Origin of the sequence: Methanofollis sp. (assembly GCF_028702905.1) — an archaeon.
Taxonomy (GTDB): domain Archaea; phylum Halobacteriota; class Methanomicrobia; order Methanomicrobiales; family Methanofollaceae; genus Methanofollis.
In genome coordinates, this window is record NZ_JAQVNX010000001.1 from 1 (window position 1) to 15,132 (window position 15,132).

General features: G+C 60.9%; 10 protein-coding genes. 3 read left to right on the forward strand and 7 right to left on the reverse strand.

Features of this window, described 5'->3' with window-relative positions; all coding sequences use genetic code 11:
* Positions 1-1,137 precede the first annotated feature (1,137 nt).
* The 7 genes from PHP59_RS00005 to PHP59_RS00035 all read right to left on the reverse strand — a co-directional run bounded on the left by PHP59_RS00005 (position 1,138) and on the right by PHP59_RS00035 (position 7,535).
* Positions 1,138-1,731 (reverse strand): CDP-alcohol phosphatidyltransferase family protein, encoded by a 594-nt coding sequence (locus PHP59_RS00005; protein WP_300161689.1) that lies wholly within the window; start codon positions 1,729-1,731, stop codon positions 1,138-1,140.
* Positions 1,728-2,240, reverse strand: coding sequence for an adenylate kinase family protein (locus PHP59_RS00010; RefSeq protein ID WP_300161692.1), 513 nt, complete (start codon positions 2,238-2,240; stop codon positions 1,728-1,730). The genes PHP59_RS00005 and PHP59_RS00010 overlap by 4 nt, the downstream gene beginning before the upstream one ends.
* Positions 2,237-3,295: a histidinol-phosphate transaminase gene (locus PHP59_RS00015; RefSeq protein ID WP_300161695.1), complete on the reverse strand. Its 1,059-nt coding sequence runs from the start codon at positions 3,293-3,295 to the stop codon at positions 2,237-2,239. The genes PHP59_RS00010 and PHP59_RS00015 overlap by 4 nt, the downstream gene beginning before the upstream one ends.
* On the reverse strand, positions 3,279-4,415 hold the full coding sequence (locus tag PHP59_RS00020) for an acetylornithine/succinylornithine family transaminase (RefSeq protein WP_300161698.1): 1,137 nt from the start codon (positions 4,413-4,415) through the stop codon (positions 3,279-3,281). Before PHP59_RS00020 ends, PHP59_RS00015 begins: the two co-directional genes overlap by 17 nt.
* A 12-nt stretch (positions 4,416-4,427) precedes the next feature.
* Positions 4,428-5,345, reverse strand: a complete 918-nt coding sequence (guaA, locus tag PHP59_RS00025) for a glutamine-hydrolyzing GMP synthase (RefSeq protein WP_300161701.1) — start codon at positions 5,343-5,345, stop codon at positions 4,428-4,430.
* A gap of 10 nt (positions 5,346-5,355) precedes the next feature.
* Positions 5,356-6,939, reverse strand: a complete 1,584-nt coding sequence (locus PHP59_RS00030) for a CTP synthase (RefSeq protein ID WP_300161705.1) — start codon at positions 6,937-6,939, stop codon at positions 5,356-5,358.
* Between the two features lie 155 nt (positions 6,940-7,094).
* Positions 7,095-7,535 (reverse strand): PaaI family thioesterase, encoded by a 441-nt coding sequence (locus tag PHP59_RS00035; protein ID WP_300161709.1) that lies wholly within the window; start codon positions 7,533-7,535, stop codon positions 7,095-7,097.
* 1,257 nt (positions 7,536-8,792) lie between these two features.
* On the opposite strand from PHP59_RS00035, the gene PHP59_RS00040 reads away from it, so the two are divergent.
* The 3 genes from PHP59_RS00040 (at position 8,793) to PHP59_RS00050 (ending at position 15,058) form a co-directional block, all read left to right on the forward strand.
* Positions 8,793-9,020, forward strand: coding sequence for a hypothetical protein (locus PHP59_RS00040; protein WP_300161712.1), 228 nt, complete (start codon positions 8,793-8,795; stop codon positions 9,018-9,020).
* Between the two features lie 124 nt (positions 9,021-9,144).
* A complete protein-coding gene (locus PHP59_RS00045) occupies positions 9,145-9,660 on the forward strand; it encodes a DJ-1/PfpI family protein (protein WP_300161715.1) in 516 nt (171 codons plus the stop codon).
* A gap of 205 nt (positions 9,661-9,865) precedes the next feature.
* Positions 9,866-15,058, forward strand: a complete 5,193-nt coding sequence (locus tag PHP59_RS00050) for a PAS domain S-box protein (protein WP_300161718.1) — start codon at positions 9,866-9,868, stop codon at positions 15,056-15,058.
* Positions 15,059-15,132 lie beyond the last annotated feature (74 nt).

Sequence of the window (15,132 nt, forward strand, 5' to 3'; positions counted from 1 at the left end):
GGCTCTGTAGAATCGGGCATGAACCCCTGGCTCACGCATACGTGATGAAAATTTCTCGTTGCAGTTCTCCTGAGTGCGGAGGGATACTTGATTCCTCTCCTTGCAACAGGGCACCTGAAGGATACTGTTCAATTGCCGCCCCTCGGCTATCTTCATCCGTGGGGGGTCCGGGGGGCAACGCCCCCGGTACGAGACGGCGGTGAAGATTCTGCGGTCGGGGGGCGGCACGCCTGATCATCACCCCTTCCCACATCTTCACGCCGGCGGCAGCGCCCCCGGACCCCCGGGACGAAGATAGGGGCAGGAAGGCAGAGAGCTCGATCGTTCTGCGGGCGGTTTTGTTCTCCGTATATCGGGTATGAGAGAAATCCGTGTGTTCAAATTCTCATCCATAACTCCAGAATTGAAAGTCTGGATCATTTTCATGGTAAATCCTCTGGATAGCATCTCTGCGGAGGCCGGCCGCTCGAAGACCTACGGGTCTTCTCAAGCTCGCGGGGTCTCGCACCTTCCGGTCCCCCCGCATCAGGATGGGACCGGGGACGGCAACTCCCCCTTCATGTTCGTTGATTTTGCCTTCCTGACCCAATCGCAGTTTTGGGGGTCCGGGGGCAGAGCCCCAGGTGCGAAGATGTAGGAAGGCGGGTGAGTCACGTTCACACCCAGAAAAGGTGAGGGTTCCTACAAAGCCATTTACCATGAAAACTACCGGGTTGGTTTTCAAAGAACCGCTTGAAACTTCGTTTCATGAGCGATTTTCCAGAACCTTTGCACCAGTAATCCAACAGAACCCCTGTTTTTTTCATTTTTCACCGGGTTTGCACCAGAGAGAGAAGCAGCCTACGGCCAGGGATCGAGAAAAGAGACTGCTTAATCCCGTTGATCACCCTCGTTTGCACCACCCCGGATTTCACAGCATGACACACGCACCGCGGCTGACCGTGCCGTGTGTTCTCCGGATCGTGTGCAAATTATCCGGGGTATCTGTACACACTTCTTTCTCTATACTCTGTACGCACATACACCTCAGGAACGCCCCCCTTCTGAGGCCGGATCATTTCCACCGCCCCGGTGCAAATCAGGCGCGAAGGTGGAAAGGTCGGCCGCCGCCGATTCTCCTCACCCCGAAAAAAGGTCTCAGATCCTCTTCCAGATATACGCAATCCTCTGGATGGCGGTATAGTGGCCGAAGATCCCGAAGAAGACCAGGAGCCAGCCGAGGTACGGGAGGCCATAGACCGTCGTCCCGAGGAAGAGGTCGAGGACGCCGGCGATCATGAGGAGGACAAGTCTGTCGGCACGGCCGAGGACGCCGCCGTAGTAGCGGCCGACACCGAGGGCCTGTGCCTGCGTGCCCATGTACGAGGACATCAGGACGCCCGTGAGGGCAAAGACCCCGATCTCCCACGAAGCCGCACCCCCTGCAAAGATGCCGGTGATGATGACAATGTCTGCGTAGCGATCCGAGACATGGTCGATGAAGTCGCCGCGCAGGCTTGCGATGGCAAGTTCGCGGGCGAGGGCGCCGTCCAGCGCGTCAAAGATGGCATTGACCGCCACGAGGACGATGGCGGCGGCGAGCATCCCTTCATAAAAGGCGAGGCCGGCCGCAAAGGCGGCGAGGAGAGCGCCGACAGAGAAGAAGTTCGGCGTCAGGCGGAGGGCCCTGGCAACGCCGATCGCCGGGGTCAGGAGGCCTGCGACATAGGGGCGGAAGCGGTCGAGGGTCATAGACCCTCCAGCAGGTACGCCGACCAGTCGAACGAGCCCGAGGACGGGGGCACAGTCCCGGCGGCAAAGCCTGCGATGAGATCGGCGGCCTCCTCAGGGCCGGTCGTCGTCGTGTCGATCTCAAGCACTACATTCCTTTCAAAGTTTTCCAGAGTCTCGACAAGGATCACGTCGAGCGCCTCGGCCTCGGCATTCTCGCGCACCTTCGCCTCCGCATAGCCGCGGGCCACAAGGCGCGCTTCCAGCACATCTGGCCGGCACCTGAGGACGATGATACGGTCGCAGGGGAGGAGGTGGGCAAGGTGCCCCTCGACAAAACCGTCTATCGGGGTGAACGCGGCCGCCCATGCTTCCTCGTCCACGATCTTCGTATCGCGTGCAGGGTCGTCGCCAAGGACAAACGGCCCGACCGTCTCGCCAGCCCTGACGACCACATGGCCGCGCCGCTCAAGGATCCCGGCGATGGTGCTCTTTCCCGTGCCCGGCGTACCGGTGATGCCGATCATCATAGTTCTGCAATCCCGCGTAGAAACAGTTCGTTCTCCCAGTCCGCCCCGATGCTGACCCTGATATAGCGGTCTTCAAGACCGGGGAAACTGCGGCACGACCGAACAATCACACCGCGGGCGGCGAGGCGCTCCATCGCCTCATCACCGGTGAGAGGTGCGACGTCGACGAGGATAAAGTTCGCGTCGGACGGCGTCACAGGCAGGGGGATCTCTGCCACGAACCGCTCTCTCCACACCCGGACATGCGCGACGGCCTCCCTGATGTGCGCCTGATCGGCCAGGGCCGCACCGGCCGCCGCAAGGGCGACGGTGTTCACGGCAAAGGGCGTGGACGCACTGTCAAGGTGGGGGAGGAGGCGGTCGGGTATAAAAGCGTACCCGAAGCGCAGACCCGCAAGGGAATAGGCCTTCGACATGGTCCGCCCCTCGATGAGAGTGTCGTACTCCTTCATCAGGGGACGGTAGTCGATATCGGAGAACTCGATGTAGGCGTTGTCCAGGAAGAGGAGGCAGTCGATACCGTCAAGGATCTCCCGCACCGTCTCTATGGGGACGGCATTCCCTGTCGGGTTGTTCGGCGTGCAGAGGAAAGCGAGTTTCGCGCCGCGGCACGCCTCGATGAAGCGCCCGGCATCGACCGAGAAGTCGGGTTCCCGCGGGACGTTCACGACTTCGGCACCCTGCGCCGCCGCCGCAAGACCGTAGAAGGAGAATGTCGGGGTGGAGACGACGACGCGGTCGCCGGGGTCGACCACCGTCCGCACGACCGTCTCGATCACGCCGTCCATCCCGTTCCCGATGATGAAGGCGTGATCGCCTTGGACCGCCTTCAGCGCCCTGAAGATGGCGTCGGGGTGGCCGGCAGGATACCGGTTCCCCTCCTTCAGGGCGGCGAGGCCGGCGGCGACCACCGCATCAGACGGCGGGAAGGAGTTCTCGTTGCTCGCCAGGCGGGCAACACGGTCAAGGCCGTTCTCGCGGGCGATCTCCTCCGCGCTCTTCGCAAAGACGTAGCCGCCGGGTGCGGCGTACTGCCGTCTAACGAAGCGCTGCATTGATGACCCCGACAGCCGTGTCGATCTCCTCGTCCGAGATCACCAGAGGCGGGACCAGGCGGATGTTCCCGTCTGCCGCACAGTTGATCAGGACGCCGTGCTCGGCACAGTACGCCTGCACGGCAGGACAGCGCTCGCCAAGGGTGAAACCGATCATGAGGCCGTGCACCCGGGGGTTGTGGGCGGCAAGGCCGCGGGCAAAGCGCCCGGCCTTCTCCGGTATCGACGGGAGAAGCTCTTCGATGACACCGATCGTCGCCCTGGCCGCTGCGCAGGCGAGGGGGCCGCCGGCAAAGGTGCTGCCGTGCTCGCTCTTCTTGAACTCAAGGCCCTCGCGGGCGACAAGCGCGCCCATGGGGAAACCGCTTGCAATACCCTTCGCGATCGTGACGATGTCCGGCACCGCCTTCGTGTGCTGGAAGGCAAACCACTTTCCTGTCCTACCCATCCCGGTCTGGACCTCGTCGACGATCATCAGGGCGCCCTTCCGGTCGCAGACATCCCTGATACCCTCAAGGAAACCTTCGGGAGCAGAAATGACGCCGGCTTCGCCCTGGATCACCTCGACGATCACGCCTGCGATGTCGGCGTCCACGGCCTTCTCCAGGGCATCGAGGTCGCCGTATTCGACGAAGGTGCAGCCCGGTTCAAGGGGCTCGAAGGGCTCGCGGATATTTGGTTTGAAGGTGACGGCAAGCGACCCCATCGTCCGCCCGTGGAAACTGTGGGTGAAAGAGACGAACTTCTTCCTGCCGGTGGCAAGGCGGGCGAGTTTCAGTGCGCCCTCGTTCGCCTCGGCCCCGGAGTTCGAGAAGAAGGCCTTGCCGTTCTTGAAGCCCGAGATCTCAACGATCTTCTCGGCAAGTTCGGCCTGGTGCGGCACATAGTAGAGGTTCGAGCAGTGGATCAGGTCATGCGCCTGCGAACAGATCGCCTCCACCACCGCGGGGTGGCAGTGGCCCGTGCTGCAGACGGCAATCCCGGCCACGCAGTCGATATACTCTTTCCCGTCCGCGTCCCAGACATGCGCCCCCTGCCCGCGCACGATCTCAATCGTGCGCGAGAAGGCGGGCATGTAATAGCGGGCATCCAGTTCCCGGTAATTCCGCGTTAACTCCATGATTTTATCGCCTCACTCGTATTCGATGGTCGCAGGGGGCTTGGGGGTGATGTCGTAGACGACCCTGGAGACCTCGGCGATCTCCGAGGTGATCCGTCCCGCGATCGCGGTGAGCACCGGGAACGGCACTTCCAGCGGGTCGGCAGTCATGCCGTCGCGGGAGTTCACCGCCCTGATGGCGACGACCCAGCCGAAGCACCTGATGTCGCCCTTGACGCCGGTCCCCCGGCCGAGGAGGGCGGCGAAGCACTGCCACGGCTGGTAGCGCTCCACCAGTTCCTCCTCGACGATGGCGTTCGCCTCGCGGGCGACCGCGATCTTCTCGGGCGTGACCTCGCCGAGGACGCGGACCGCAAGGCCAGGACCGGGGAAGGGCATCCTGTGCTGGATCTCGGCCGGCAGGCCGACGGCACCGGCAACGTCCCGCACCTCGTCCTTGTACAGATCGCGGAGGGGCTCTATGACCTTTTTGAAGAGGATGTCGACAGGCATGCCGCCGACATTGTGGTGGCTCTTGATCCCGCCCTCGCTCTCGATCCTGTCAGGGTAGATCGTCCCCTGCAGGAGGTACTTCGCACCCGTCGCCTTTGCCTCGCGCTCGAAGATCCTGACAAACTTCTCGCCGATGGCCTTTCTCTTCTCTTCGGGGTCGGTGATCCCCTTCAGCGCCGCGAAGAACTCGTCCGCTGCATTGACCCTCTTCAACCCGAGGTCGCAGAAGAGTTCGCAGATCCGCTCGCTCTCGCCCTTCCTCATCAGTCCCGTGTCCACATAGATGGGGATCAGGTTCTTCCCGATCGCGCGGCTTGCGAGCATGGCGCATACCGATGAATCGACACCGCCGGAGAGGGCGACGACAACCTTCTCGTTCCCGGCCTCCTTCTTGATCTCCTCGATCGCGGTCTCGACGAACTTCTCTACCTTCACCATTGCATTTCCTCTACTGTTTTATCTCTTTATTTTCCTTGCACGCGTTCACAAATCCGAGGTACGGCGGCGACGGCCGTGTCGGTCTCGACCTGAATTCAGGATGGAACTGGGTCGCAAAGAAGAACGGGTGGCCAGGCAGTTCCAGGATCTCCATCCTGTTCCCGTTCTTGCCGGAGAAGACCAGTCCCGCCTTTGTGATCTCCTCGATATAGTCGGGGTTCACCTCGTACCGGTGGCGGTGGCGCTCGATGATCCCTGTCTTCCCATAGAGATCCCAGGCCGTCGTGCCGGTCGCCACATCGACCTGGCAGTTGCCAAGGCGCATTGTCCCGCCGAGGTCTTTCACCTCTTCCTGCTCGGGCAGGAGAGCGATGACATGCGTACCAGGCCCGAACTCCTCGGAGATAGCGTCCTGGTAACCGAGCACGTCACGGGCGAACTCGACGACTGCCATCTGGAAACCGAGGCAGATCCCCAGGAAGGGGATCTGGTGCTCCCGGGCATACTGGATGGCGCGGATCTTGCCGGGGACGCCCCGCGAACCGAACCCACCCGGCACAAGGATGCCGTCGAGTTCGGCAAGGTCGTGATCGTCGAAGGTCTCGGCGTCCAGCCACCGGATCCGCACCTCTGTCGAGAGGGCGCGGCCGGCATGCTTCAGCGCCTCCTTGATCGAGAGATAGACGTCCTCGATCCCGTACTTGGTCACGATCCCGATCGTCGCCCTGTTCGTGTACTCGGCCGTCACCGTGTGATACCACTCGGAGTCCACGCCGCGCTTCTCCAGGCCGAGGGTGTCGAGGATGACGTTTGCGACCCCCTCTTTCTCAAGCTCCATCGGCACCTGGTAGATGTCGGGTGCGTCCGCGGCGCTGATGACCGCGCTGATCGGGACATCGCAGAAGTCGGAGATCTTCCGCCTGGAATGGCCTGGCAGGACGCGGTCGCTCCTGCAGACGATGATGTCTGGCCGCAGACCGAGTTCGCGCAGCGCCTTGACCGAGTGCTGGGTCGGTTTGGTCTTGAGGTCGCCCATCGTGTCTGCCGGGACCAGGGTCACGTGGACGAGCGCGGTGTCCTGTGCCGGGAACTCGCCGCGCATCTGCCGCACCGCTTCCAGAAACGGCATGCTCTCGATATCGCCGACAGTCCCGCCGACTTCGACGAGGCAGACCTCGGCCTTGTGACCGTGGTTTTCAAAGGCCTCGGCAGTCTTTGCGATGTGGCCCTTGATCTCGTCGGTGATGTGCGGGATGATCTGGACCGTGCTGCCGAGGAAGTCGCCGTGACGCTCTTTCTCGATAACAGTCTTGTAAATCTTCCCGGTCGTGATGTTGTGGGGCCGCGTCAGTTCGATGTCGAGAAACCGCTCGTAGTTGCCGAGGTCGAGGTCGACTTCGCCGCCGTCGCTGAGCACGAAGACCTCGCCGTGCTGGGCGGGGTTCATCGTCCCTGCATCGATGTTCAGGTAGGGATCGATCTTGATGGCCGTGACCTGGTAGCCCCGGTTCTTGAGGATCCTCCCGATCGATGCCGCAGTAATGCCTTTGCCAAGGCCGCTCATTACGCCGCCAGTAACGAATATATACTTCAAAACAAATTCCCCGCGGATATCGTCGTACCCCATTATATCTCACCGGAGGATTATAGTTCTAGTGGAGGGGGAGAGGAGAAGCCCGGCCCGGGCTGAACCGCATTTCTCCAGAAATCATCTAAAGTTGCGAGATTTTCCTCTTCTATCCACTCCGCTCAGGACTTTTGTCCCATGACCGCAAAGGAGGCGGTCGTCCGCGCGAGCACGGTACCGTCGGCGCCGATGATCGCCCCTTCGGCAAAGGCGACGGCATGACCTTTTCTGACGACACGGCCCGTTGCCCTGACGGTGCCGTCCCGCACCCCCTTGAAATACTGCGTCGTCTCGGAGATCGTGGCGATATGCTCGCCTTCGTCGAGGAGGGTGGTGAGGGCAAGTGCCATCGCCTCGTCGGCAAGGGCGGTGTAGATGCCGCCCTGCAACCATCCCGCACCGTTGTGCATCTCGGGCCGCACCGTCATCGAGAGCACGGTCTCGCCTCCACCGAAAGATATGACGTCGATGCCCATCAGAACAAAAAACGGATTTGCCATCCGCCCTTTTGCCGCGATCTCCTGGAGATAACCCATGATCAGGACTGGGACCGTCTCCGGCATAATCATTCCCGCGGCCCTGAAAAAATCATAGAGAAAGGCTCTGGAAAAACCCTAATCCGGCCGATGCATCTCCCTGATCCCCTGAGGGGACGCGCGGATCCGCTGCCTTCCCCACACAGTTCACCAGGGTACTACAGCGCCTCTGGCTTTCTCGAACTCGCTATCGCTCGTTCAGCGAAGGGATTCGACCTTTTTGACTCCCTGCGATCTTCCCCCGGACCCCGAACCAGGATCAGGCCTGGGAAGAGTGAACTGGATATCCTGAGGGGAGACTGCCATCCACCCCTATCTTAATGAAGGGGGGTGCGAGCGGAGCAAGCTTGAGAAAACTGTAGGTTTTCGAGGGCGACCGTAGGGAGGCAAGAAGACAGTCGGGTCTTCGCTGAACTCCCCCGGAACCAGCACACCAGAACAGGATATGTTATGAAATACGGCTCTGTAGAATCAGGCATGAACCCCTGGCTCACGCATACGTGATGAAAATTTCTCGTTGCAGTTCTCCTGAGTGCGGAGGGATACTTGATTCCTCTCCTTGCAACAGGGCACTTGAAGGATACTGTTCAATTGCCGCCCCCCGGCTATCTTCATCCGTGGGGGGTCCGGGGGGCAACGCCCCCCGGTGCGAGACGGCGGTGAAGATTCTGCGGTCGGGGCGGCACGCCTGATCATCAACCCTTCCCACATCTTCACGCCGGCGGCGCTGCCCCCGGATCCCCGGGACGAAGATAGGGGCGGGAAGGCAGAGAGCCCGATCGTTCTGAGGACGGTTTTGTTCTCCGCATATCAGGTATGAGAGAAATCTGTGTGTTCAAATTCTCATCCATAACTCCAGAATTGAAAGTCTGGATCATTTTCATGGTAAACCCTCGCGGGAAAGTACTTCCTGAAGCGATAGGGGAAAAATTCTGTTCAGATGTGCTTGGTCCAGGGGGGCTACCGCCCCCCATACCCCCTGCCATTAAGATAGGGGCAGGGATGGCATCCTCCTCTAGGACTCCGACCCTTTCTTCCCGGGACCAATCCTGAGCGGGGGTCCGGTGGCTGCGATCGAAGGGAGCATGAGAAGACCATCAGGTCTTCGAGTGTAGTCCCCCGGCGAACGGGAAGAGGAAGACAGAGGATCAGCACGCACTATCAACCTCTGTAGGAGGATTTCTACAGAGCCAGAAATACTTTTCATCAGGTTCACCTGAGACGTGTTTTCGCTTCATGCCCAATTCTACAAAGTCCATAAAGGAGAAAGATCCATACCCCTTCATGGATCCATCCGAGAAAGAGATGCTCGAAGACCTCATCTGGCTCAACGCCGTGATCGCAACAGAACTGATCCAGATCACGGAGAACACCTCCCAGATACTCAGGAAAGAGGCTCCCCCGGCACGTTGCCTGACCGACCACCAGGCCCTCCGCGAGACCGCCCTTGCAATGGCGGAGAAGTACAGGCCCGGCACCGCCCTCCCCGGCCACCTCCGAGGCCACCAGTGATCTCCACTTTTTCCGACCGATAGATGCACCGGCGGGTACGCGCACCCGCACCGAAGGAATGAAGGCGCGCCAGCCGTCTGTCTACAAAGATAGAGTTATTGGGAAAAATCCCCCATTGAGTGGTATGAAACTCGTACTCGCCATTGCACCGGATAGATTCCGCGATGAAGAACTCTTCGTCCCGCAGAAGGCATGCACCGTGGCCAGCGTGGAGACCGTCATCGCCTCGACAAAGACCGGCACCTGCGAAGGGATGCTCGGCGGTGCGGCCGAAGCGACGGTGACTTTTGCAGAGGTCGCACATGAGGCGTATGACGGGATCGTCATCGCCGGCGGCATCGGGTCTCAGGACTTTCTCTGGGGCAACAACGACCTGATCGGGCTCGTGCAGGCCTTCGCCGCCGAGGGCAAGGTCGTCGCCGCGATCTGTCTCTCCCCGGTCGTCCTCGCCCGTGCAGGCGTGCTAAAGGGCAAGAAAGCGACCGTCTTCAACAGCCCGAGATCGGCCAGCGAGATCAGACAGGGCGGCGCGACGCTCACGGACGAGGCCGTCGTTGTCGACGGGCAGGTCGTCACGGCAAACGGCCCCTTTGCCTCGGAGGCATTCGCCGCAGCGATCCTTTCCCTCCTCTCCCCCTGAAGACCTCTTTTTTCCCTCCCGCACACCGCATCCAAAAGACAAAAGCGCGTGAGAGACGGTTCTCGACACAGATCCAGGAAGAGAAACGGCGCAACAGTGGATACTCTCTGCAATAAAGATAGGGGTGGCGGCAAATGGAAAATACATAACCATTATAAGTGCTGATGGCTACCTCGTCAATAAGGGACGTGGGAGCGGATAGACTGTGGAGAGTTCGAATATCGACCGTCTGGAGTCAGGAATTTCCCACCTGCTCCTGACGATGGACCGTTCGGGGGACGGCATCCTCATCAGCGATCAGGAGAGGACGATCATCTATGCCAACGAGACTTTCGGCCGTATTTTTGGGTTCTCTCCAGATGAACTCGTCGGGAGAGACGTCATGGAGGTCATGGAATCAGAACTCTCTCCCCTCTTTGAGGAACCAGAGTCTTTCAGGGTCAGGATCGAGGCAGTCTACCGGAAGGCCCGAGAGTGCCGGGAGCCTGAGTTGCCCTTGCGCGGCGTCGGGTCACGGTGGATCACCTACTCCAGCCATGTCGTCTCCGGGAGTGCACTGCAGGGCCTGAGACTCGACATCTTCCGCGAGATCACCGGGATCAAACAGGCCGAGGAGACACTCCTCCAGAATGAAAAGAGGCTGAAAAACCTGACCACAGCCTGCGGCATCTGTACCTGCACGACCGGGCCCGACCTTGCGGTCGTCACGGCCGACGAGACGTTCTGTGAGATGACAGGCACCAGAAAGGAGACTGTCCGCGGGAAGAACATAAGGGAACTCCTGCCCGGCATGGCGGCATCCGAAGTGGGCGCACGCCTCGGCGAACTCTCCGCAGCGCAGCCGACGGCCGTGGTCCCCTCGCCCGGCGGAGTATGGAGGCTCTGCGGCACCTTCTTCCCGGACGGCTCGCTCTCAGAGGTCCAGTGGGCATGGTGCGGGGAGAGGGAGATGTCCCGCGCCGCAGGCGGCGCAGGTACGGACGCGTGGCCATCCTGCCTCTCCGCCCTTGCCGCCCTCTGTATCGACGGAACGCGGGAGATCGGAGACGTCCTTGCAGGGGCCGCGCGCCTGGTGCTGGAGGCGGCACCCTGGTGTTCCTGGATCGGGATAGAGGCCCCGGGCATCTCCCCTGCCGAGGCGGGGCACCGGAAAAAGAAAGATACAGAGACGATCATTCCCATCCCTCCCGGCAGGGACGGGGGGAAACTCCGTATCAGGCACGCGGCAGAAGAGGCCGTGCCCTCAGGCGGGGACGCCTTCCTCCGCGCCGTCAGCGGAGTGATCGGGGTGTACCTCGGTGAGCAGACGGCGCTGGAGGCGGCGCAGCAGTCAGAGGTCACCTACCAGACACTCCTTGAGACCACCGGGACCGCTACCTTCCTTCTCGACAACGGGGGGACTATCGTCAGGATGAACGCCGAGTTCGAGCGTCTCTTCGGGTATAATGCCAACGATCTCAGGAACGGCTTCATGTGGACCTCCTGCGTCGACGAGGAAGACCGCCAGATGGTCAGACACTTCCACCAACTCAGGCGCAGCGGGGCCGGGGACATACCGAAGTCCTACGAATGCCGGACATATGCAAAAGACGGCACCCCGAGAGATATGATCGTCAATGTCTCCCTCATCCCGGGGACACAATACTCCATCATATCTCTCGTCGACATCACCGAGCAGAACGAGACCGAGGTCGAACTCAGGGAGAGCGAGCACCGCTATCAGCTGATCGCCGAGAACGCTACCGACGTCATATTCACCCTTGACCCTGACCTCAGGTTCACCTATGTGAGCCCGTCGACCGAACGTCTCCTGGGTTGGCCTTCCGCAGGGCTGGTTGACCACCCGGTGACCGACTGCTTCGCTGCGGGCGACGGCGACGTCTTCTCCGGGGCTGCATGCGAGATCCTGACGGCCGCAGACGACGGGGAACCCCTCTCGCGCGTCATGGAACTGGAGGCACACCGTCCCAACGGCAGTCAGGTCTGGGTGGAAGTGCGGATCAATACCCTGCGTGCAGGTGACGGGTCGCCGGTCGGGGTTATGGGCGTCATTCGCGATATCAGTGAACGTAAACACGCCGAAGAAAGGGAGATCCAGTACGTCAGAGAACTCTCCTTCCTTTCCAGTGCGGCCATGGGATTCGTCGAATTGCCGCCTGAGGAGGAGATCTACCGCTATATCGCGGACCGCCTCTGCAGTCTCCTCGAAGGATCCCTCGCCATAGTCTCCCGGTACGACGACCTGGACACGACCCTCACCGTGCGGGCGATCTCCGGTATCGACGAGGACCACTCCCCCCGCCTCTACTCCCTGGCACGCAGTTGCAGGGGCATGACCGTCTCCGTACCGGCCGACCTCATCGAAGACCTCGGCAGGGGCGTGGTCCTGCCGCTGGAAGGAAGAGGGAAGTCTGAACTCCTCGCCGGACCGGTCGGTACGATTGTCGATACCTTCGCAAAAGGCACCGGCAGGAAAGAATATGTCATGGGGATTGCACGGGGCGACGAACTCTTCGGCTGTGTGGTCGTCGTTCTCAGGGATGAGGTCTGTCTGGAATCGGTCTCGACGATCGAGACCTTCGCCCACCTCTCCTCTGTGGCGCTCCAGCGGCGGCGTCTCGAGGTCGAACTCGAATCAACAAAGTCGCGTCTCCAGCACATCCTCTCCTCAAGCCCGGTGGCGATCTTCTCGGCAGAACCCTCGACCACCGGACGCGGGATGGGCCCGATCACCTTTGTGACCGAGAACATCACCGGCCTCATCGGTTTCGAGCCGCAGGAGATCCTCTTCGACTCCACGTTCTGGTCCACCTACATCCACCCTGCTGACCGTCCGCGCGTCCAGGGCGAGGAATATAGTGCACTCCTTGAGGAGGGAAAGCGGACCTTTGAGTACAGGATCAGGCACAAAGACGGGAAGTACCGCTGGGTCCACTCTGAAGTGCGGGTAATCCGCAACGAAGAAGGGAAGGCAGTCGAACTCATCGGGTCGGCGATCGACATCTCGGAGAGGAAGAGGATCGAAGAGGCCCTCAGGGTTATGGACAGCGCCATCACCTCCTCGATCAACCCGATCATCATCACCGACCTCGAGGGCGACCTCGTCTTTGCAAACCACTCGGCCCTGAAACAATGGGACTACGAGAACATCCAGAAAGTGGTTGGAAAGCCGCTCGACCGGTTCTGGACACAGAAAAAGCAGATCGCCGCGATCCTCGACCGCATCGACAGGAACGGCGGATGGATGGGCGAACTGATCGGGAAGAAGAAGGGAGGAAAACGCTTCCATGCCAGCGTATCGGCAAACATGGTGACAGACGAGGAGAACGAACCTCTCTGCATCATGCTCTCCTTCGCCGACATCACCGAGCGGATCGAGATCGAGGAGGAACTTGCGAAATACCGTACGCACCTCGAGGAACTCGTGCTTGAAAGGACCGAGAAACTGACCCGGGCAAATGAACTCCTCGGGCTGGAGATATCGGAGCGCAAACGTGCGGAAGAGCATGTAAGGGCGCTCAGTTCGTTCAGGGAGAGTGTCATCGAGAACGCCATGATGCTCCTCACCGTCATCGACGAGGAAGGGGACGTGAGCGTCTGGAACAAGGCGGCGGCCGAGATCACAGGGTTCGACCGGGACGAGATGGTCGGAAAGCACATCGATAGGGTCTGGGAGACACTCATCCCGGACACCGTCTCCAGAGACGCCATCACGCACGACATATATGAGAGGCTCAACGCCTGTGGCCGGATCGAGAACATGGAGGTCTTGATCAGGGCGAAAAACGGTGAGACGAAAGTCCTCCTCTGGAATGGCCGCCTGGTTGAAAACAGCGGAAAGAGGGGGCTCGTCGCCCTCGCCGAGGACATCACGGTGCGCAAGCAGATGGAGGAGGAGATCAGGGCGAGCGAGGCGCGCTACCGCGGCGTGGTCGAGGACCAGACAGAATGGATCTGCCGGTTCGGGTCTGATCTGCACCTCTCCTTCGTGAACGAGGCATGCTGCCACTCCTTCAGCCGCAGCAGGGACGAGATACTTGGATCCTCCGTCGCCGCACTCCTCCCCGAAGGCTGCGAGGACCTCCTCCCCCCCCTTGCCGGGCTTTTTGCAGGGGGCAGGCAGAGCGTCACCCTTGACGGCACTGCACGGAACCCGGAGGGAGACCTGCGGTGGCACCAGTGGACGCTGCGGGCCATCTTCACCCCGGACGGTGACGTCTCGGAGTACCAGGCCGTCGGCCGCGACATCACCGAGGTGAAAAAAGCCGAGGAGGAGTTTGTCCGGACAGAGAAACTCCTCTCCCTCTCCGAACTTGCCGGCGGGATCGCCCACGACTTCAACAACATTCTCACCTCGATCATGGGCAATCTCAACCTCGCAAGGATGAAACTCTCCCCGGACGATTTCGTCTATCATCGCCTGACCGAGGCCGAGGCGGCGACGATGCGGGCGGGCGAGATCACGCGGCAACTCTTCAGCTTCTCCGACAGAACAGAACCCCGGAAAGACACGCTGGATGTCGCCGACATCATCCGTGAAGCGGCAAATTACGCCCTCCGCGGCTCGAAGAGCACCTGCAGGCTCGACCTCGGGCCCGGGCCGATGCCGGTGGACGCCGACCCGGCCCAGATCCTCCAGGTGCTTCAGGCACTGATCATCAATGCCGACCAGGCGATGTCCGGCGGCGGTGAAGTGACTGTCGGGGCAGAGGTCGTGGAGGTCTCCGGGAACGACCCCGTTCCTCTTCCGATAGGTTCGTACGTGCGGATCACGGTGAAAGACGAGGGTGTCGGCATCCAGAAGGAGCATCTGGGGCGGATCTTCGATCCCTATTTCACGACCAAAAAGCATGGTTCCGGCCTCGGCCTTGCGGTCGCCCTGCCCATCATCAAGAATCACGGGGGCTGGATGGATGTGGCGTCCGAAACCGGCGCCGGGACAACCTTCTCCCTTTATCTGCCATCATCAGCACATAATGTACGTGCAGAGATGAAGCCCGAAGTCATAACGTCAGGCAGGATTGGCTCGATCCTGCTGATGGACGACGAAGCGGGTATTCTCGAAACCACCAGCGACATTCTCCGGCATCTCGGTTACACGGTGACGACGGCACAGGACGGCAAAGAAGCGGTGACGCGCTTTGAGGAGGCGCTGAAAGAGGGGAAGCCCTTCGACGGTGCCATCCTCGACCTGACCGTGCCCGGCAAGATGGGCGGTGAGGAGACCTTCACCCGCCTCCGCGAACTCGACCCGGCGGTGAAGGTGGTGGTATCGAGCGGCTACCTGAACGATCCGGTTGTCAGGAACCCGAAGAAGTTCGGGCTCTTCGGGAGTATCGGGAAGCCGTATCGGATCGATGAACTCTCCCGCGTGTTGCAGGAACTTCTCAACGCCTGAGCGTCTGGTGCCGGGAGAGTTAGACTTTTTTCACTACCCTTATTGGGGCGTGCGGTGAAGTACTCGCAACCACG